Origin of the sequence: Kribbella capetownensis (genome assembly GCF_004331485.1) — a bacterium.
Taxonomy (GTDB): domain Bacteria; phylum Actinomycetota; class Actinomycetes; order Propionibacteriales; family Kribbellaceae; genus Kribbella; species Kribbella capetownensis.
The window spans coordinates 102,234-120,948 of sequence record NZ_SJKD01000014.1; the positions used below are offsets into that span (position 1 = coordinate 102,234).

An 18,715-nucleotide genomic window follows, 5' to 3' on the forward strand; every position below is an offset into this window, starting at 1 on the left:
CCAGTATTGCGGCCGGAAGGTCACTCCAAGCCGCAGTAGGCGTGGGGCTGCCGGGTCACTCCCACTCGATGGTGCCGGGCGGCTTGCTGGTGATGTCGACAGTGACGCGGTTGATCTCGTCGACCTCGTTGGTGATCCGGGTCGAGATCCGCTCCAGTACGTCGTACGGCAGGCGGGCCCAGTCGGCCGTCATCGCGTCCTCGCTGGTGACGGGACGCAGTACGACGGGGTGCCCGTAGGTGCGGCCGTCACCCTGGACGCCGACCGAACGGACATCGGCCAGCAGCACCACCGGGAACTGCCAGATCTCGCGGTCCAGGCCGGCCGCGGTCAGCTCGGTGCGGGCGATCAGGTCGGCCGCGCGCAGGATGTCCAGGCGCTCCTTGGTGACCTCGCCGATGATCCGGATGCTCAGGCCGGGGCCAGGGAACGGGTGCCGGTAGACCATGGTCTCGGGCAGACCGACGGCCAGGCCGAGCTCGCGGACCTCGTCCTTGAACAGCGTCCGCAGCGGCTCGATCAGGCTGAACTGCAGGTCGTCCGGCAGACCGCCGACGTTGTGGTGCGACTTGATGTTCGCCGCACCCGCACCGCCGCCGGACTCGACCACGTCCGGGTAGAGCGTGCCCTGAACCAGGAACTCGATGTGCCGCTCGGCGTCCACCTTGCGCGCGGTCGCCTCGAAGGTCCGGATGAACTCCCGGCCGACGATCTTCCGCTTCTGCTCCGGATCGGTCACTCCGGCCAGCGCCGACAGGAACTGGTCCTCGGCGTCGACCACCTCGAGCCGGATCCCGGTCGCGGCGACGAAGTCCTTCTCGATCTGCTCCGACTCACCCGACCGCTGGAGACCGTGGTCGACGTACACGCAGGTCAACTGGTCGCCGATCGCCTTGTGCACCAGGGCCGCGGCGACCGCGGAGTCGACACCGCCGGACAGCGCGCACAGCACCTGCTTGTCGCCAACCTGCTGCCGGATCAGCTCGACCTGCTCGTCGACCACATTCGTCGTGGTCCAGTCGCCCGAGCAACCCGCGATGTCGTAGAGGAAGTGCTCCAGCACGGCCTGCCCGGCCTGCGAGTGCAGCACCTCCGGGTGCCACTGCACGCCGGCCAGCCGCCGGTCCAGGTCCTCGAACGCCGCCACGGGCGCGCCGTCGGAGGCCGCGAGTACGGCGAACCCTGCGGGCGGGGCGTGCACCGCGTCACCGTGGGACATCCAGACGTTGAGATCCTCGGGGATCCCGGCCAGCAGTGTCCCGGCCGAGCTCACCGTCACCGGCGTACGACCGAACTCGCGCAGCCCGGTCCGGCGCACCTCGCCGCCGAGCGTCTGCGCCATCGCCTGGAAGCCGTAGCAGATCCCGAACGCCGGTACGCCGGCCTCGAACAGCCCGGACTCGACCCGCGGCGCGCTCTCGGCGTACACCGACTGCGGACCGCCGGACAGGATGATCGCCTTCGGCCCCCGCGCCAGCATCTCCTCGACCGGAATCGAGTGCGGCACGATCTCGGAGTACACCTTGGCCTCACGGACGCGGCGCGCGATCAACTGCGCGTACTGCGCCCCGAAGTCGACGACCAGGACCAACTCATGCTCAGTCACCTGCAAAGGGTATCGGTGCAGGTCAGCCGGGCTGTAATCCGACCAGCAACCGTTTCGGCGCGCGGAACGACAGCAGCGCGATCATCGGCGGCTCCTCGACCAGCCTGACCGTGGCCAGCAGGTCCGCCGCACACTCCAGCGCCACTCTCGCCTCCAGCCGAGCCAGCCCGGCGCCCAGGCACCGGTGGATCCCGGCCCCGAACGCCAGATCCGCCGGCCCACCGTGTCCAGACAAGCCCAGCAGCACCGGCGCTCCCGCCGGAAGCTCAACGTCGCCGATCGCGGCAGGTCTGGAGGTGATCCGCCGCCACGTCGGCACCGACGAGGCCTCCCGCAGCACCTCCTCCACAACATCTGCCGGACGCCTGCCGATCGTGCGATGGAGGGCAGTGGAGATCAGTTGGGTGGTGGTCTCCTGGCCCGCGATCAGCAGGAAGTACGCGACCGCGCACACTTCCTCATCGGTCAGCCCCAGCCGGACCAGTACGCCGAACAGGTCGTCCTCAGCCGCCTGGACGACCCGCTTCCTCAGCCAGCCGTAGAACTCCGCGGCACTGTGCGCGAGTTCCAGCTGCCGGTCCTCGTCGGGCCAACCCCAGAACAGCTCGAGCGAATCCAGACTCCACGCCTTCAACGCCGGTACGTCGACATCTGCCAGCCCGAGCATGTCGAGCACGACCAACGCGGGCGGCTCCGCGGCGATTGCCTGCACGAGATCCACCTGCTCACCCTCGGCGAGGGCTGTGGTCGCAGCAGCCACCCGCGCAGCTGTCAGCTCCCGGGCGAGGGGCTCGACGCCGGCCACTCGTGCCGGGCTGAAGAAGCGAGCGACCGCGGCCCGGATCGGGCGGTGCGACTCCCCCGCGTTGTTGGCCAACGTCGGCGGCAACGCGAACCCGACCGCCGACAGCACCCGCAACGCCTTCACGGACAGCGGTGTGTGCGCCAGTACGGCGTTGTCCGGCCGGAACGTCGCCGGATCCAGCAGCACCTCACGCGCCTCAGTCGGATTGTCGACAATCCAGTACCCGAGCTCCCCGTCGTACCGCGCCGGGCAACCGCTCATCCGAACCAGCCGGGCGCCGCGGCCAGGAACGCCTCCCGGTCCAGTCGCCCTGCGCCGGCCGGGATCCGTCCGATCACCGGCACTCCGGTGGTCACTGGAAGGTCCTCCAGGTTGCACTGCTCGGCCAGATCAGGCTCCGCAGGCCAGGACCCGATGATCAGCCCGTCGATGGGAAGGTTGCGGCTCCGGAGTGCCTCGACCGTCAGACCGGTGTGATTCAGCGTGCCCAAGCCCGAGCGTGCAACCACCACAAACGTGAACGGCGCCGTGAGGTGGGTCGCCAGGTCGGACAGGTCGTTTCCGTCCCCGTCGAGCCCGACCAACAGACCACCGGCGCCTTCCACCAGCACGCTGTCGTGCGAGCGGGCGAGGTCGTCGATGGACTTGGCCTGCGACTCCACGGATGGGAGGGGCACCCGGGCCCGGCGGGCTGCCGTCGTCGGAGCGAGCGGATCGCGCAGGCGGATGCCCTCGTGCAACTCCGTGAGCCCGGTCAGCCGGCGTACCTCAGCCAGGTCGCCTGGCTCATCCGGCCCCACACCGGTCTGAGCAGGCTTGACCACGGCAACGGTCCCAGTTGCCCGGGCTGCCAGCGCGGCGGTGGCGATGGTCTTCCCTACTTCTGTGTCCGTGCCGGTGACGAGGATGATCACGAGACCTGGCCGATCGCGGCGAGGACGACGGTGCATGCGCGATCCAGATCCTCGTCGGACAAGCCGGCGTGGGCGGTAAGGCGGAGGCGGCTGATCCCGTCGGGGACGGTCGGCGGCCGGAAGCTCCCTACGCGTACGCCGTTCTCCAGACAGAGCTCGGCGGCACGGACCGCCTCGCGCGGACCCGGCATCGGGACCGACACGACCGCACCGGACGAGGGCGGCACACCACAAGCCAACGCCAACCGGGCCGCTGCAGAATGGATCGCGGCGGGCCGATCGGGCTCGTCCTGAAGCACCCGGAGAGCAGCAAGCGCAGCAGCACACGCAGCCGGATTCAGACCCGTGTCGTAGATGAACGGCCGCGACCGGTTGATCAAATGGTCGCGAAGAAGCGCAGGCCCAAGGACGACGCCCCCTTGCGCGGCGAGCGCCTTGGACAGCGTCATCGTGACGATCACATGCTCGAGACCAGCCAACCCAGCCGCATGGACCGAACCACGACCGCCACCAGTCACCCCGAGCCCATGCGCCTCATCCACCAGCAGTACGGCGTCCTGCTCGCGAGCGACCGCAGCCAACTCGATCAACGGCGCCTCATCGCTGAGCACACTGAACACGGACTCGGTCAGCACCAACGCATGCGGTTCGTTGCGCTCGGCAAGCACCTTGCCGACCGCGTCCACATCATTGTGCGGAACAACCTCGACCCGTGACCGCGACAGCCGGCTGCCATCGATGAGCGATGCGTGCACGTGATCGTCCGACACCACGAGCGTTCCCGGACCACCGAGCGCCGTGACCACACCGAGGTTGGCGAGATAGCCCGATGAGAACACGAGCGCAGTCTCCTGGCCGACGTACGTCGCCAGCGACGACTCGAGTTCGTCGTGCAGGGCCGTCGTACCGGTGACCAAGCGCGAGGCTGTCGATCCGGTGCCCCACTGGCAGACGGCGTCGGCCGCGGCCTCGATCACGCGCGGATCGGACGCCAGGCCGAGGTAGTCGTTGCCCGCGAGATCGATCAGCCGCTCGTCGGCGGCGCGAACCCGGAGCCGGCGGGTCAGACCGCGCGCCTCCAACGCAGCGGCCTTCGGGCCGAGCCAGTCCTCGAGCATCAGCCGGCCTCCTCCACTGCCGCGGTGATCGCGGCCGCGATGGTGGCGATCTCCTCGTCGGTGCACACGTACGGAGGCATCGTGTAGACGAGATCGCGGAACGGCCGCACCCACACCCCGCGCCGCAGCGCCGCCTCGGTCATCCGCGGCAGGTCGACCGGCCCACCAAGTTGTACGACGCCGACCGCACCGATCACTCGCACGTCCTTGACCCCAGGCAGCGACGCCGCCGGTGCGAGACCGGCGGACAGCCCTGCGGAGATCTGAGCGACCCGGCCGGCCCAGTCCTGGGACAGTAGGAGGTCGATCGACGCGAGGGCGGCCGAGCACGCCAGTGGGTTCGCCATGAAGGTCGGGCCGTGCATCAGCGCACCGCCGGGTCCGTTCGACACCGTGTGCGCGACGTCCGTCGTACACAAAGTGGCTGCCAACGACAGGTAGCCGCCGGTCAGTGCCTTGCCGGCGCAGAGGATGTCCGGGTCGATGCCCGCGTGCTCGGAGGCGAACAGCGTGCCGGTCCGGCCGAAGCCGGTGGCGATCTCGTCCAGGATCAGCAGGAACCCGTGCCGGTCGGCGAGCTCACGCAGCAGCCGCAGGCAGGCCGGGCTGTACGGATACATGCCGCCGGCTCCCTGCAGGATCGGTTCGACGATGATCGCCGCGATCTCGCCGGCCAGCTGCTCCGCCAACGCCGACACGGACGCCGCCCAGGCCAGGAACTCCGGATCGTCGTCGGGGCGGTCGAAACCAGCCGGCGGCTGCGGGCCGAACACCTGCTCCTTCAGCGCGCCGGTGAACAGCGAGTGCATCCCGTTCACCGGATCGCACACACTCATCGGTGCGAACGTGTCGCCGTGATAGCCGCCACGGACGGTCAGCATCCGGGTTCGGCCGTTGTTGCCCCGGGCAACCTGGTACTGGAGCGCGAGCTTGATCGCGACCTCGACCGACACCGAGCCCGAGTCGCAGAAGAAGACGTGCCGCAACGGCTCGGGGCTGATCTCCACCAGCCGCTCGGCCAGCCGGATCGCCGGCTCGTGGGTCAGCCCACCGAACATGACATGGCTGAAGTCGTCCACCTGGCTCTTCACCGCCGCGTCCAGCACGGGGTTGCGGTAGCCGTGGATCATGCACCACCAGGACGCCATCGCGTCGATCGCCTCGACGCTGCCACCGTCCCCGTCGTCCAGTTGCAGACGTACGCCGGACGCGCCCCGGACCATCCGCACCGGTGACGGATCACTCAGGGAGGAGTACGGATGCCACAGCAACTCCGCGTCGCGCGCCAACATGCCGGCCATCAGGACGAGACCTCACCGTGCACCGAGCACCTGGCGGTCCAGCCCATCGGGTGGACCTGGACGACCATGCGGCGGCGGCACTGGTCGCAGTACCGGGGCGGCTCCAGCATCAGCGCTTGGCGGCAGGCGTCGTGGTCCCCGTCTGCGCTCTCGCGGCCACAGCGTCCGCAGTAAAGGAGTGTGGTCATAGCGTCTTCTGGAGCTCCTTGACCGGCATCTTCAGCTCGGCCAGCAGGTCCAGGTCCGCGGTCGCCGGGCGGCCCAGCGTAGTCAGATAGTTGCCGACGATGACGGCGTTGATCCCACCGAGCAGACCGTCGCGGGTGCCCAGGTCTCCCAGGGTCAGCTCGCGGCCGCCGGCGTACCGCAGCACCGTGCGCGGCATCGCGAGCCGGAACGCGGCGATGGTCCGCAGCGCGTCCTTGCCGGCCATCACCTCCAGGTCGCCGAACGGCGTCCCCGGGCGCGGGTTGAGGAAGTTCAGCGGCACCTCGTGCGGGTCGAGCTCGGCCAGCTGCGCGGCCAGCTCGGCGCGCTGCTCCAGCGTCTCGCCCATCCCGACCAGACCGCCGCAGCACAGCTCCATGCCGGACTCCCTGATCATCAGGCAGGTGTCCCAGCGCTCCTCGAAGGAGTGGGTGGTGACGACATCACCGAAGTACGAGCGGGCCGACTCGAGGTTGTGGTTGTAGCGGTGCACGCCCATCGCGTTGAGCTCGTCCACCTGCTCCTGCGTCAGCATGCCGAGCGAGCAGGCGATGTTGATGTCGACCTCGGAGTTGATCGCCTCGATGCCGGCCTTCACCTGCGACATCAGCCGCTCGTCCGGACCGCGCACCGCGGCCACGATGCAGAACTCGGTCGCACCGGTCTTCGCGGTCTCCTTGGCCGCCTCGACCAGCTCCGGGATGTTCAGCCAGACCGAGCGCACCGGCGAGGTGAACTGGCCGGACTGCGAGCAGAAGTGACAGTCCTCCGGGCAGCCGCCGGTCTTCAGCGAGATGATCCCCTCGACCTCGACCTCCTCGCCGCACCACTTGACCCGTACGTCGTGGGCCAGTGCGAGCAGCTCGGGCAGCCGGTCGTCGGGCGATCGGAGAACCTCGACCAATTGCTCCTGGCTCAGTCCGACGCCCTGTTCCAGAACCTGCTCACGTGCCACGTCCAGGATGTCGCCCATGGTTCTCCCTGCCTCATCGAACGGTCGGCTCACAGTAAGGGTGTGCCTGGCGATTCCGCGCCGTAGCGATTCCGCGCCGTAGCGATTCCACGCGGTAGGCGGGGAATCGCCAGGCACACCCTAGGACAGGCCGGTACGCCGTCTCTGCGGTGGGCGTCACGTGAAACACGTGGAGGCGACCTGCTTCAGCACTCTCCGCACACTCGGAGAAACTTCTTGGATTTTTCTACGGAACCTCGTAACCCCCCGTAGAAGGGCTCGTTGATGTGTACAGAGGCGGTTACCGCAAAGAAGACCGCCACTCGATTACAGGCAGCGACGAAAGCCGATCATCACGATCAGCACGCAGAGTGGTCACAACCACTCGCAAGAGCTCGAAACTCCTGGAATCGGATGTAGAGTGGGGTACCAAGAGCTCGGGTCGCCAGCTGTGGTTGGTGACCCGATCCCAAAGCGCCGGGCGCCTCACCCCGGCTTGAGTGGGTCCCTCGGGAAACGATTTGGGCGGAAACGTTCCCGAGGGACCTGCTCCCTTTTCTGGGCTTTTTCAGAATGCCCCACAAACCTCAGCAGCCACACAAGTGCTGAGGTTTTCTCATTTCACCTGATCACTGTCCGAAGTATTGTCGTTACGTTACGGCTCCGTCACAGACTGCCTCGGCACGATCGGCAGCCGCAGCGCCCCGGGCGCCTCCGCCGGTACGACGGGATGCGCCGGCCGCACTGGCTGGATCCGCTCGTACGCCGATCCGGGGGCCGGACGCGTGTCGTCCTCACTCTTGTTCGGCCAGAACGCCAGCGCTCGCTCGGCCTGGGCCGTGATCGTCAGCGACGGGTTGACGCCCAGGTTCGCCGAGATCGTCGACCCGTCCAGGATGTGCAGGCCGTCGTACCCGTAGACGCGGTGGTACGGGTCGACCACGCCGGTCTCCGCGGAGTCGCCGATCGCGCAGCCGCCGATGAAGTGGGCGGTCATCGGCACGTTGAACGGCTCTCCGATCGTGCCACCCGGCGTACCGCGCATGAGTTTGGCCATCCGCCGGACCACCTGGTTCGCGACCGGGATCCACGACGGGTTCGGGGCGCCGTGGCCCTGCTTCGAGGTGAGGCGCCACCGGCCCAGCCTGTCTCGTTTGCCGAAGGTGGTGATCGAGTTGTCCGCGGTCTGCATCACCAGCGCGATCACGGTCCGCTCGGACCAGTGTTTGAGGTCGTACAGCCGGCGGATGTTCTTCCGCTGCACGCGGAGCTCGCGCAACCAGGTCCGCCACCGCGGCCGGTCGCCGTCGCCATCGGTCAGCACGGTCTGCAGCAGCGACATCACGTTGCTGCCCTTGCCGTACCGGACCGGTTCGATGTGGGTGATGTCGTCCGGGTGGAACGACGAGGTGATCGCGACGCCACGGCTGTAGTCGACGTCACGGTCCCGCGCGATTGCCCCCAGCAACGACTCCGAGTTGGTCCGGGTGAGCACACCGAGCCGGTCGGACAGCCGCGGCAGTTTGCCCTCGTCGCGCAGTCGGTGCAGCAGTTTCGCCGTACCGAGGGCCGATGCTGCGAACACCACCTGCTGGGCCGTGAATCGCTTGGTCTGTTTGCGATTCGAAGTACGCCGTACGTCGACGGCGTACCCGCCGCCCGGAAGCGGCTCGACCGAGGTCACCGTGGTCATCGGATGCACCACGGCGCCGGCCTTCTCGGCCAGGTAGAGGTAGTTCTTGGTCAGCGTGTTCTTCGCGTTGTGCCGGCAGCCGGTCATGCACTCGCCACAGTCGATACAGCCGGTACGCCGCGGTCCCGCGCCACCGAAGTACGGGTCGTCGACCTCGACTCCGGGCTCACCGAAGAAGACACCGACCGGGGTCGGGTGGAACGTGTCCCCCACGCCCATGTCGTCGGCGACCTGCTTCATCACCTTGTCGGCCGGGGTGAAGCCCGGGTACGTGGTGACGCCGAGCATCCGTTTCGCCTGGTCGTAGTACGGCGCGAGCTCGGCCTTCCAGTCGGTGATGTGCGCCCACTGGCGGTCGGTGTAGAACGCGGGCAGCGGCTCGTACAGGGTGTTGGCGTAGACCAGGCTGCCGCCGCCGACGCCGGCTCCGGACAGGATGATCACGTCCCGGAGCGCGCTGATCCGCTGGATGCCGAACCAGCCGAGCTGCGGCGCGAACAGGAACCGCTTGGTGTCCCACGAGTTCTTCGCGAACCCGGAGTCGTCGAACCGCGCGCCGGCCTCGAGTACGGCGACCTTGTACCCCTTCTCGGTCAGCCGCAGCGCGCTGACGCTGCCGCCGAACCCCGATCCGATGATCAGGACGTCGTAGTCGAAGCTCATGCACGTCCTCGCTTCGCTCCGGGCGCGCATGAGGCACAAATCGCGCTGTGCCGTTTGATGACTTCGCTTCGCTCAGTCATGCACGGCCCAGTTTCTTCAGCACGCGCAGTGCGCCGGTCATCAGTTCGGCGTACGTCTGGTCGGACAGCCCGTGTGAGGCAGCGATCGGCAGCACCCGCTGGGTCGCGATCGCCTGCGGGTCGACGTACCGGCGGATGCCCTCGACGCCCTGGCGGCGGCCGAGCCCGGAGGACCGCATGCCGCCCATCGGGGTGTCGAGCGAACCGAACGTCGCCGCGTAGCCCTCGTTCACGTTGACCGAGCCGGCCGTCAACTGGGCCGCGACCGCGCGGCCACGCTTGCCGTCCCGGGTCCAGACGCTCGCGTTCAGCCCGTACTCGCCCTCGTTCGCGCGCTGGATCGCCTCGGACTCGTCGGAGAACCGGTAGATCGAGACGACCGGGCCGAAGGTCTCGTTGTCGAAGCACTGCATCTCCGGCGTCACCCCGGACAGCACAGTGGGCTCGTAGAACAGCGGCCCGATGTCGGGCCGCGCCCTCCCACCAGTCAGCACGACCGCGCCCTTGGCCCGTGCGTCGTCGACGTGCCGGGTTACGGTCTCGAGTTGCGCCTTCGAGATCAGCGAGCCCATGTCGACGTCCCAGCCCGTGCCGGCGGACAGCCGGATCTTCTTCACCCGGTCCAGGAACGCCGTCACGAACGCGTCGTACAGCTGGTCGGCGACGTAGAGGCGCTCCGTCGAGACGCAGAGCTGCCCAGCGCTGGCGAAGCACGCGCGGACGGCGCCATCCGCCGCACGGTGCACGTCGGCGTCACGCAGTACGAGCATCGGGTTCTTGCCACCGAGCTCGAGGCTGCAGCCGATCAGCCGCTCGCCCGCCTGCCGAGCCACCAGCCGGCCGGTCTTGGTCGAGCCGGTGAAGCAGATGTAGTCGGTGTTCTGGATGATCGCGCCGCCGACGGTCGGGCCGTCACCGTTGACCGGCTGCCACGCCCCCCGCGGCAGACCCGCCTCGTAGAGCAGCTCGATCGCCCGGAGCGCGGTCAGCGGGGTCTGGCTGTCCGGCTTGTGTACGACGGTATTGCCCGCGAGCACGGCCGGCAGACCATCGGCCATCGCCATGCTGAGCGGGTAGTTCCACGGCGAGATGATGCCGACGACACCCTTCGGCACGAACCTTTGCTCGGCCCGCGTCAGGAGCGGGAACATGCCCAGCTTGCGCTGCGGCTCGAGCAACTCGGTCGCCTTACGCCCGTAGTACCGGGCGGTCAGCGCGACGTGCGCGACCTCCTCGAACGCCTGCTTGCGCGCCTTGCCCGACTCGCGGATCACCAGATCCACCAGCTCGTGCCGGTGGTCGAGGACCAGATCGTGGTACCGCAGCAGGATCGCGGCCCGCTCGTCCAACGGCACCCGCCGCCAGGTCTGCTGGGTCTTCCGTGCCGACCGGACCGCGGCTTCCACGTCGTCCGGGGCAGACACGGGCAGATCCGCGATCGGCTGACCCGTCGCCGGGGCGTACGACGTCCGGGTGCCGGCGGTGGCCCGCAAAAGCCCCGAAAGCCGCCGGATGACCGACTGATCGGTCGCGTACGACGCGGTCGGATCGAGCTCCGGATCCGCGGGAATCGAGGTCTGCTCACTCATTGATCCAGGCTACCTGCCGGTAATAGCCATGTCAGCCCTAGGGAATTCCCTCGTGTCTGCCCTCCATCTGCACGTGCATCGACCAGTAGGGTGATCCGTTGAACCTGCGAAGGGGTGGAACGTCAAAATGGTTGACAGCGGGGGGCTTTGGACGCCTCCTGAGGACGAGCTCGGCGAGGCTCTGCAGACTGCTCAGTTGCTGATCGAGGAGGGTCGCGCCGACGAGGCCGGGCCGTATCAGCAACGCGTCATCGAGCTGGCCAGGGAGCGGGCCGGGGAACACCCGGACCACTACGAGGCCAAGCACCTGATGGCGGCGACGCAGTACGAGTTGGCCGGCTCCCTGAACGCATCCGGCCGGCACGAGGAAGCGCTTGCCGCGTTGCACGAGGCCCAACTCGGCTACACCGAGCTCAGTGACGCCGGCGTCCTGGACGCGACGTCGTTCCTGGCCGACGTGCGCGCGCGGCGGGCGATGACCCAGGCGCATCGCGGTCACGGCGCGACCGCCGTACTGGAGATGGACGGCGCGGTGATCGCGTACGGGCAGCTGGTCAGCGGCCCGGACGGCCCGAAGTACCAGCCGGACTTCGCCCGGGTGCTCGCGATGAACGCGCTGATCCTGCGGCGGTACGGCGATCCCGCGCTCGCGGTCGCCTCGGCCGACGCGGCGACCCAGCTGTTCCTGCAGCTGGCCGACCAGATCAACGACAGCCCGCAGTCGCTGTCGTACGCGCGGTACCTCTGCTCGGCGACCGCGGTCTCGGCCGACGTCCACGCCGCGGAGGGCAGGCTCGACCTCGCGCTCGAGGCGGACGAGATCGGCCTGACCACGGCCGACACGCTCGCGGACTCCGAGTCGGCGACGGACCTGCGCACGCTCGTCGCCGCGCTGACCCGGAAGGGCAAGCACCTCGGCATCGTCGGCCGGATCATGGACGGCGAAGCCTGCCTGCGGACGGCGTTCGACACCGACGCGGAGACGGCCGCACGGGTGACCGAGGAGCTGGACCGTGGACTGCCGCTGAACCTGGTCTCGGCGCTGGAGAACGCGGAGATCAAGCTCGGGCCGTTCGAGCAGTACCACCGGCTGGTGGCGCTGAGCGAACCGGCGCCGGGGATGACGCTGGCGACGGTGTCCGGGCGGACCGATCCCGAGTCGGCCGCGGTACGCGCGAGTGAACTGGCTGAGCTGGTCGGGCCGTTGCTGCTGCAGGATGTGGACGCGGCGCTGACGCTGGGCTTGGAGTCGCACTACCTGTTCGCGATCTCGTCGGAGCGCGAGTCGCACCGGATGCGGTACGAGACGAGCACCTACGCGCCGACCTGGGCGAAGGTGCTGCTCGACATCTCGGCGGCGTACCACCAGGCGGGCCGGAGCGAGATGGCCCTCGACCTGGCCGGCTGGTGTGCGGAGGTCGCGACCGCGCTGGTCCCGTTCACCGACGACGACACCGTGATGAAGGACCTGGCCGGCTCCTGCTACCGGCATCACGGCGACCTGCTCGCGGCCACCGGCGACCTGATGGCCTCCCAGCACGCTCACGACGCCGCCGAGCAACTCCAGTTGGGCCGGTAACCGCCGGGTAATTGACGGCCCATCTCCCCGGGCGGACGCTGACGCTTAGTGCACCCTCACGGAGCACTCAAAGGGGGAGATGGCCATGGATGTTGTGGAACTGCACCGGCGGACGACCGACAACTTCGTCCGGCTGGTCAACGAGGTACGGCCCGACCAATGGACGGCACCGACTCCGGACGAGGACTGGGACGTGCGGACGCTGGTCAATCACGTCGTCGGTGAGGCGCGCTGGACCGTACCGCTGATGGAGGGCCAGACGATCGCCGACGTCGGCGACTCGCTGGACGGCGACCTGCTCGGCGACGATCCCGCCGCGGCCGCCACTGCTGCCGTGCGCGCCGCCAAGAGCGCCGCGAACCGGCCGATCGACAAGGTGCACCTCTCGTACGGCGAGGAGGATTCGTCGGAGTACCTGCACCAACTGGCCGCCGACTACCTCGTCCACGGCTGGGACCTGGCCGCGGCGCTCGGTGCGGACGCTCAACTCGACGCCGAGGCGGTCGACGAGGTCGCCACCTGGTTCGCGGAGCGCGAGGAGATCTACCGCTCGTCCGGCGCGATCGCCGACCGGGTCGAGGGGTTCACCGAGCCGGCCGACGTACTGATCGGCGCGTTCGGGCGCGATCCGCGCTGGTCCACGGCCGGTGGCACCATCGCTCGCTTCGGCGCGGCGTTCGATCGGCAGGACCTGGACGCGGTGATGGCGCTCGTGACCGACGACTGTGTGTTCGAGTCCACCTCGCCGTCGCCGGATGGCGCGCGGTTCGAGGGGGCGGCCGCCGTACGGGCGGAGTGGGAGAAGCTGTTCGCCGGAACCGACGATCCGCGGTTCGAGACCGAGGAGACGGTGGTTCTCGGTGATCGCGCCGTGGTGCGGTGGCAGTACTCGTGGCGGGAAGCGTCCGGTGAGCGCGGTCACGTGCGCGGGGTCGACGTACTGCGGCTCCGGGACGGGAAGGTGGCGGAGAAGCTGTCCTATGTGAAGGGCTAGCTGTCCTGGGTCTCGGTCTTCAGGGCGCCGACGAAGAGGCCGGCTTCGACCTCGGTCATGCCGGTCTCGGAGACGACCAGAGCGGTCGCCTGATGGAGCTCACCTGCGGCCTTGAGGGCGCGGGTGCGCTCGGCCAGGTTCGTGCCGGGCCTGCGGACGAGCGGCGTCCCGGTGGTCGGCGGCACATACCGGCCGAGGCGGATGTCGTCGACGAGTTCCTTGGCCGCCTTCAGGTCCAGGCCGGTCCGGTCCCGGATCAGCTTGACCGCGTGCACCGTCTTCTTGGTGGTGATCAGGAATCGCACCTGGTCCACGTCGTCTGCGGAGAGTCTGGCCCGCGCGGCGGCGAGGGCAACGTTGTCTGCGTCCTGGCTGCTCCGTCGGCTGAACAATCCCATGCCGCAATCCTTCCAGAACTTGTCTGGCGACGAGCACCCGGCGCACGTCGCCCGGCCGTGGTCAGCCGGCCAGAACCTTGCGAATCTCCGGCCAGGCGAGGGCGCCGAGCTCGCGATCCGCCTCCTCGGTCCCGCCGCGAGCCATCCGTTGCCCGGCTGTCTTCGGCTGCTCCCCGGGCAGCACCGTACGATGCCCGGCCGCGGGCAACGCGACCACCCGGGTGGTGCGTTCGCCACGACGCCGCACGATCTCGTCCGCGAACTCCGTCGAGGGCCACACCTTGTCGTCCCCGCCGGCAATGAGCAGCACCTCGCCCCGGATCCGCTCGACCGGGATCCGGGCCGCCTCCGCCTCCGCGGCGTACCGCTTGAGGCTCTGGCGGTACCAACCGACGAAGCTCGGCGGGTCGTCGTACGCCTTCCAGTCCGGGTCGGATGGCACGAAGGGCAGCGGCTCACCGTGCCACGTCCATGCCGGCCGTTGCGATCCGTTCTCGACGAACCGCCCCCACACGTAGGCACCGGGGGCGAACGCGATGACCGCGTCCACACGTTCGTCCAACGCGCCCAGCAACAACGCGGCCTCGGCGCCCCAGGAACTGCCCATCACGACGAGCCGGTCGTTCCGGGCAGCGAGTTCGTCCAGCGGGAACGAGTCCAGCGCAACCTCCTCGCGGACGGTCCACCGCGGCGCCAGTACGTCGTACCCCTCGGCTTCGAGAATCCGGGCGCGCTCCAGGTCCGGCGTACCGCTGGATCCGTGCAGGAGCAGGACGCCCGTCGTCACCCGACGACGACCTCGACCCGCTGGAACTCCTTGAGCTCCGTGTAGCCGGTGGTGGCCATCGCGCGCTTGAGGGCGCCGACCAGGTTCATCGTGCCGTCCGGGACCCAGGACGGGCCGAACAGGATCTGCTCGAGCGTCCCGGTGACGCCGACCTCGACCCGCTCGCCGCGGGGCAGGTCCGCGTGCCAGGCCTCGGCACCCCAGTGGAACCCGCCGCCCGGCGCGTCGCTCGCGCGGGCCAGCGGCGAGCCGACCATCACCGCGTCGGCGCCGCAGGCGATCGCCTTCGCCACGTCGCCGGACCGGCCGACCGACCCGTCCGCGATCACGTGCACGTAGCGACCACCGGACTCGTCCATGTAGTCGCGCCGCGCGGCTGCGACGTCAGCCACCGCGGACGCCATCGGAACCGCGACACCGAGCACCTTGCGCGTGGTGTGCGCCGCACCGCCACCGAAGCCGACCAGTACGCCGGCCGCCCCGGTCCGCATCAGGTGCAACGCGGCTTGGTGCGTCGCGCACCCACCCACGATCACCGGTACGTCGAGGTCGTAGATGAACTGCTTCAGGTTCAGCGGCTCGGCCTGGCCCGACACGTGCTCGGCGGAGACCGTCGTACCGCGGATGACGAACAGGTCGACACCGGCGTCCACGACATGCTTGGCGAACTGCTTGGTCCGCTGCGGCGACAGCGCGCCGGCCACGGTGACACCGGAGTCGCGGATCTCCTGCACCCGCTGCGAGATCAGCTCGGGCTTGATCGGCGCCGAGTAGATCTCCTGCAACCGGGTGGTCGCTTGCTGCAGGCTGATCGAGGTGATCTCCTCGAGCAGGCTGGTCGGGTCCTCGTACCGGGTCCAGAGGCCTTCGAGGTTGAGTACGCCGAGGCCGCCGGCCTTGCCGATCGCGATGGCGCTGGCCGGAGACATCACCGAGTCCATCGGCGCGGCCAGGATCGGCAACTCGAACCGGTACGCGTCGATCTGCCACGCCACCGAGACCTCCTCGGGGTCCCGCGTCCGCCGCGACGGCACGATCGCGATGTCGTCGAACGCGTACGCCTGCCGCCCCCGCTTCGCGCGGCCGATCTCGATCTCGGTCATGCCCGCAGCCTACCGGCCACCCTCCCCGCTCCGGGCACCACTCTCACCTGATTCCCAAACCCCAGGGGCTCCAGGCTGCCAGGCTCCGCGCCTAATCCGGCCAGTGCCGTTGGCGTTCCAGTTCGGCTCGCAGCTTGGGGCCGAGCAGCGTCTCGATCTCCACGCCGGGCGTACCCGGATCCGGCAGCATCTCCACGAATGAGGCTTCGATCACATTGTCGACATCCGCGTCCCCGCCGAACTCCGCTTCCAGGAAATCGAGGAGCGGCCGGACGAGGTGGGCTCGGCCGGAGGCGACGAGGCCGGGTGCCTCGAGGGCGACCTCGCTGACGAAGGAATGCGCGGAAGGCCGACGGCGGTTCGCCTGGAAGTGCTCGTCGAGCCGCCCGCGAAGGGATGGCACGGCGTCCGCCATCCGGTAGAGGAACTGAACTGTCGAATCCGGGGCAGCGGCGTCCTCCTCGCGCAGCTTCTCGAATCTGAGCGCGTGCAACTTCGGACCGAGCCAGTCGAGCACTTCGTCGCCGCGATCCCCCGGCTCCGGAAGACAACCCGCAAAAGCGTCACCGATCAACGCATCGTCGTCAGGATCCCGACCGAGTTGGTCCTCGATGAACGCCAGCAACCCACGCAACTGCTCGGCCTCCGCTGTCCCGCCGACCAGATAGCGCTGGACAGCACTGAAGGCCAGGTCGATCAGGAAGGACTCGGGGGTCGGCGGCTCCATGTACGCATCCGCCTTGTTCTCCTGATAACGCCGGCGCGCCCGATCCAGATCGCCCGCAAACACGGGCAGTGAGCCCAGCAGTTCACCAACCAACCTCTCCCCCGGCTCACTCATCCCGGCCTCCTAGTATTCAAGGCGTTGCTCAGTCGCTTGATCAGGCTGTCTGCGATGTCATACTCGCGCTTGGGCGCGTCAGGGTTCGCCTTGATCCACCGACGGAGGCTTGCTCTACACCGTATTGCCTTGTCGGTGTGCCATACGCCCTTGGTTGGACGACCCGTCAGTATCTCGTTGCGTACCGCATCCATCGTGGTTCCGTCGCCGACGCGTGTCGGACTCTGATATCCGTGCCACAGCTCGTCCACGATGTTCGGCAACTTCCCGGTGCTGGCCACCGGCTTCTCTGCTGGAGCCCGCTGTCTGATTCCAGATGGCTCCTGCGCGCCCGCGGGACCGGAGCCGGACGGGCCGCCGGAACTGCCTCCGCTGGTACTGGTGCGGCCGCGGGCGCCGGCGGTCATGAGGAGGATGCCGGAGAGGCCCAAGGCGGTGGCGGCTTCGGTGGTGATGGCGGTGGTGACGATGCCGCCGGTGGCCAGGGCCAGGCCACCGGGTGGGAAGAGGGCGAAGAGGGCCAGGACCGTGAGGGTGAAGCCCAGGACCAGGAGTGCGTCGTCGAGGGAGTCCAGGAGGTGGGCGTTGAGGGGGAGGTGCTCGTCGAGTTGGGTGCCGGTCAGGTGGAGGTAAAGGAGGAGGGCACCGATCGGGAGTGCGCCCAGTGCGACTAGGACGCGGAGGCGGGCGGCTGCGATCAACTCGCCGCGCGGTGACTTGGCAGTACGGCGTACTTCGAGCAGCCCGGCGATCAAGCGCCAGAGGATCCACAGGAGGGCGACGCCGGCGGAGGCGAGCGTCAGCTTGGCACCGGTGCCGGTGCTCAGGGACTGTTGGAGTCCTGCTCGGGACGGGAAGGAACCGACGATCGCGACCAGCAGGGCCGGAGTCGTCAGGCCAGCCAGAGGACGGCCAGCAGCGCACGGCGTTTCCATCCTCCAATGGCCGGGAGGAGGATTGCGCGGACCTGAAGGCCGCGCCAGGCCTGCCGGTTCCCGGCCGCCTGCATCTCGGTGACAAGTTCAGCGACGACGACGCGCAGGGGCTCGGCCACAGCAGGCGTGGTTCGAGCGGTCAGGAACCAGAGGGACCGACGTACGAGGATGAACCGAAGAGCGATCCAGACGGTCCACGGGACGGCAGTCAGGCTGAAGCGGAGTACGGCGGCGGGGCCAGGTCGCTCACCTGGGAGCAGGACTTCGGGTACGACGGACTTGGCCCGGTGCAAGGTCTTCAGGTCGAGGGCCATCGCGACCGCGAGACCGATGAGGGGTACGAGCCAGAGGAGGTTCTCCAGCGCGCTGCTGAACGGCTCGGCTGCAGAGTCCGAGTTGACGGCCACGTAGTTGTGAAGGGTGTGCAGGCTGCAGGCGAAGCCGATCGGAAGTAGACCCAGCAGCTTGGTCCAGCGCCGTTCGCGAAGTAGGAGTCCGACCCCGAGGCCGGCCAGCGCTGTCCAGGCCAGGTGGATGCTGGTGCCGGAGGACAAGCCGGAGGCGAGTTTCGCCAGGTCGGCGATGTCCAGAGAGCCCGCCGGGGCTGGGAACGCCGTCGACAGGAACTGCTTGACCCCCGGGATGTACGGCGAGCTGAAGCTCGGCAGGATCCACCCGCCACCAGAGATCGGGATCGCGTGATCCGCATCCATGCCGAACCGCCCGACCGCTTCCAGCAGGCCGAACCCTGCACCCAGGCCGGCGCCGAGGACCACGTAGTCCGTGAGGCCGTGCTGGAGACGCGACCGGACGTTGATGCCGATCAGTAGCAGCGGCACGATCTTGACCAGCTCTTCGATGATCGGGTCGATCGTGGGGCTCGCCTGCCGGATCGCGTCCTGCAGTTGCAGGTCGGAGCTGGCGGCGAGCCCATGCGCCACAAGCAGCTCGAGCGTCAGCCCCAGGGCACCGCATGCGTAGACGCCGACCGCGATGGCGAGCAGCGCTGTCGGGAGGCGAACGGTGCGGGTAGGCCAGGCGAGGACGACGAGCTGGAGGACGCCGTACAGCGTCGCGGCCAGCATCAGCAGAACCATGAAGCCCCAGCCATCCGGTACGCAGGGTCACCGGGCAATAACCGACTGGAGGG

General features: G+C 68.8%; 17 protein-coding genes. 2 read left to right on the forward strand and 15 right to left on the reverse strand.

Annotated features, from left to right (window positions below; genetic code table 11):
• Positions 1–55: 55 nt before the first annotated feature.
• The 9 genes from guaA to E0H75_RS39920 all read right to left on the reverse strand — a co-directional run bounded on the left by guaA (position 56) and on the right by E0H75_RS39920 (position 10,928).
• The gene (gene guaA, locus E0H75_RS39880; protein WP_131518927.1) at positions 56–1,606 is read right to left on the reverse strand and encodes a glutamine-hydrolyzing GMP synthase; all 1,551 of its coding nucleotides are present in this window, start codon (positions 1,604–1,606) and stop codon (positions 56–58) included.
• Between the two features lie 22 nt (positions 1,607–1,628).
• On the reverse strand, positions 1,629–2,672 hold the full coding sequence (locus E0H75_RS39885) for a cytochrome P450 family protein (RefSeq protein WP_131518928.1): 1,044 nt from the start codon (positions 2,670–2,672) through the stop codon (positions 1,629–1,631).
• Positions 2,669–3,361, reverse strand: coding sequence for a dethiobiotin synthase (bioD, locus tag E0H75_RS39890; protein WP_131518929.1), 693 nt, complete (start codon positions 3,359–3,361; stop codon positions 2,669–2,671). Before bioD ends, E0H75_RS39885 begins: the two co-directional genes overlap by 4 nt.
• Positions 3,322–4,443: an 8-amino-7-oxononanoate synthase gene (locus E0H75_RS39895; protein WP_131518930.1), complete on the reverse strand. Its 1,122-nt coding sequence runs from the start codon at positions 4,441–4,443 to the stop codon at positions 3,322–3,324. The genes bioD and E0H75_RS39895 overlap by 40 nt, the downstream gene beginning before the upstream one ends.
• The gene (locus E0H75_RS39900) at positions 4,443–5,744 is read right to left on the reverse strand and encodes an adenosylmethionine--8-amino-7-oxononanoate transaminase (protein ID WP_131518931.1); all 1,302 of its coding nucleotides are present in this window, start codon (positions 5,742–5,744) and stop codon (positions 4,443–4,445) included. Before E0H75_RS39900 ends, E0H75_RS39895 begins: the two co-directional genes overlap by 1 nt.
• Positions 5,744–5,932, reverse strand: a complete 189-nt coding sequence (bsaP, locus tag E0H75_RS39905) for a biotin synthase auxiliary protein BsaP (protein WP_131518932.1) — start codon at positions 5,930–5,932, stop codon at positions 5,744–5,746. Before bsaP ends, E0H75_RS39900 begins: the two co-directional genes overlap by 1 nt.
• Complete coding sequence (gene bioB, locus E0H75_RS39910) at positions 5,929–6,924, reverse strand: biotin synthase BioB (RefSeq protein ID WP_131518933.1); 996 nt, start codon at positions 6,922–6,924, stop codon at positions 5,929–5,931. The genes bsaP and bioB overlap by 4 nt, the downstream gene beginning before the upstream one ends.
• A 634-nt stretch (positions 6,925–7,558) precedes the next feature.
• On the reverse strand, positions 7,559–9,259 hold the full coding sequence (locus E0H75_RS39915; RefSeq protein ID WP_131518934.1) for a GMC oxidoreductase: 1,701 nt from the start codon (positions 9,257–9,259) through the stop codon (positions 7,559–7,561).
• 76 nt (positions 9,260–9,335) lie between these two features.
• On the reverse strand, positions 9,336–10,928 hold the full coding sequence (locus E0H75_RS39920) for a succinic semialdehyde dehydrogenase (protein ID WP_131518935.1): 1,593 nt from the start codon (positions 10,926–10,928) through the stop codon (positions 9,336–9,338).
• 127 nt (positions 10,929–11,055) lie between these two features.
• Here E0H75_RS39920 and E0H75_RS39925 point away from each other — a divergent pair, with 127 nt between their 5' ends.
• Together E0H75_RS39925 and E0H75_RS39930 are read left to right on the forward strand one after the other, a co-directional pair.
• On the forward strand, positions 11,056–12,507 hold the full coding sequence (locus tag E0H75_RS39925) for a hypothetical protein (RefSeq protein WP_131518936.1): 1,452 nt from the start codon (positions 11,056–11,058) through the stop codon (positions 12,505–12,507).
• 85 nt (positions 12,508–12,592) lie between these two features.
• Entirely contained in the window at positions 12,593–13,501 is a 909-nt protein-coding gene (locus E0H75_RS39930) for a TIGR03086 family metal-binding protein (RefSeq protein WP_131518937.1), read from the forward strand.
• On the opposite strand, the gene E0H75_RS39935 is transcribed toward E0H75_RS39930, so the two are convergent.
• The 6 genes from E0H75_RS39935 to E0H75_RS39960 all read right to left on the reverse strand — a co-directional run bounded on the left by E0H75_RS39935 (position 13,498) and on the right by E0H75_RS39960 (position 18,662).
• A complete protein-coding gene (locus tag E0H75_RS39935) occupies positions 13,498–13,899 on the reverse strand; it encodes a hypothetical protein (protein ID WP_131518938.1) in 402 nt (133 codons plus the stop codon). The two genes, E0H75_RS39930 and E0H75_RS39935, sit on opposite strands and share 4 nt — an antisense overlap.
• Before the next feature lie 61 nt (positions 13,900–13,960).
• On the reverse strand, positions 13,961–14,686 hold the full coding sequence (locus E0H75_RS39940; protein WP_165554389.1) for an alpha/beta fold hydrolase: 726 nt from the start codon (positions 14,684–14,686) through the stop codon (positions 13,961–13,963).
• On the reverse strand, positions 14,683–15,789 hold the full coding sequence (locus E0H75_RS39945; protein ID WP_131360821.1) for a GuaB3 family IMP dehydrogenase-related protein: 1,107 nt from the start codon (positions 15,787–15,789) through the stop codon (positions 14,683–14,685). Before E0H75_RS39945 ends, E0H75_RS39940 begins: the two co-directional genes overlap by 4 nt.
• Before the next feature lie 91 nt (positions 15,790–15,880).
• Positions 15,881–16,630, reverse strand: a complete 750-nt coding sequence (locus tag E0H75_RS39950) for a DUF7674 family protein (RefSeq protein WP_131518940.1) — start codon at positions 16,628–16,630, stop codon at positions 15,881–15,883.
• Positions 16,627–17,565, reverse strand: a complete 939-nt coding sequence (locus E0H75_RS39955; protein ID WP_131518941.1) for a hypothetical protein — start codon at positions 17,563–17,565, stop codon at positions 16,627–16,629. Before E0H75_RS39955 ends, E0H75_RS39950 begins: the two co-directional genes overlap by 4 nt.
• Positions 17,523–18,662 (reverse strand): PrsW family glutamic-type intramembrane protease, encoded by a 1,140-nt coding sequence (locus E0H75_RS39960; RefSeq protein ID WP_131518942.1) that lies wholly within the window; start codon positions 18,660–18,662, stop codon positions 17,523–17,525. Before E0H75_RS39960 ends, E0H75_RS39955 begins: the two co-directional genes overlap by 43 nt.
• Positions 18,663–18,715 lie beyond the last annotated feature (53 nt).

Excerpts from the sequence above, each read along its gene's own strand:
- E0H75_RS39900 (WP_131518931.1), bottom strand. The coding sequence starts at position 5,744 with ATGGCCGGCATGTTGGCGCGCGACGCGGAGTTGCTGTGGCATCCGTAC.
- E0H75_RS39935 (WP_131518938.1), bottom strand. The coding sequence starts at position 13,899 with ATGGGATTGTTCAGCCGACGGAGCAGCCAGGACGCAGACAACGTTGCC.
- E0H75_RS39920 (WP_131518935.1), bottom strand. The coding sequence starts at position 10,928 with ATGAGTGAGCAGACCTCGATTCCCGCGGATCCGGAGCTCGATCCGACC.
- bioD (WP_131518929.1), bottom strand. The coding sequence starts at position 3,361 with ATGCACCGTCGTCCTCGCCGCGATCGGCCAGGTCTCGTGATCATCCTC.
- E0H75_RS39960 (WP_131518942.1), bottom strand. The coding sequence starts at position 18,662 with ATGGTTCTGCTGATGCTGGCCGCGACGCTGTACGGCGTCCTCCAGCTC.
- bioB (WP_131518933.1), bottom strand. The coding sequence starts at position 6,924 with ATGGGCGACATCCTGGACGTGGCACGTGAGCAGGTTCTGGAACAGGGC.
- E0H75_RS39895 (WP_131518930.1), bottom strand. The coding sequence starts at position 4,443 with ATGCTCGAGGACTGGCTCGGCCCGAAGGCCGCTGCGTTGGAGGCGCGC.
- E0H75_RS39925 (WP_131518936.1), top strand. The coding sequence starts at position 11,056 with ATGGTTGACAGCGGGGGGCTTTGGACGCCTCCTGAGGACGAGCTCGGC.
- E0H75_RS39945 (WP_131360821.1), bottom strand. The coding sequence starts at position 15,789 with ATGACCGAGATCGAGATCGGCCGCGCGAAGCGGGGGCGGCAGGCGTAC.
- E0H75_RS39950 (WP_131518940.1), bottom strand. The coding sequence starts at position 16,630 with ATGAGTGAGCCGGGGGAGAGGTTGGTTGGTGAACTGCTGGGCTCACTG.
- E0H75_RS39885 (WP_131518928.1), bottom strand. The coding sequence starts at position 2,672 with ATGAGCGGTTGCCCGGCGCGGTACGACGGGGAGCTCGGGTACTGGATT.
- E0H75_RS39930 (WP_131518937.1), top strand. The coding sequence starts at position 12,593 with ATGGATGTTGTGGAACTGCACCGGCGGACGACCGACAACTTCGTCCGG.
- E0H75_RS39915 (WP_131518934.1), bottom strand. The coding sequence starts at position 9,259 with ATGAGCTTCGACTACGACGTCCTGATCATCGGATCGGGGTTCGGCGGC.
- bsaP (WP_131518932.1), bottom strand. The coding sequence starts at position 5,932 with ATGACCACACTCCTTTACTGCGGACGCTGTGGCCGCGAGAGCGCAGAC.
- E0H75_RS39955 (WP_131518941.1), bottom strand. The coding sequence starts at position 17,565 with ATGGAAACGCCGTGCGCTGCTGGCCGTCCTCTGGCTGGCCTGACGACT.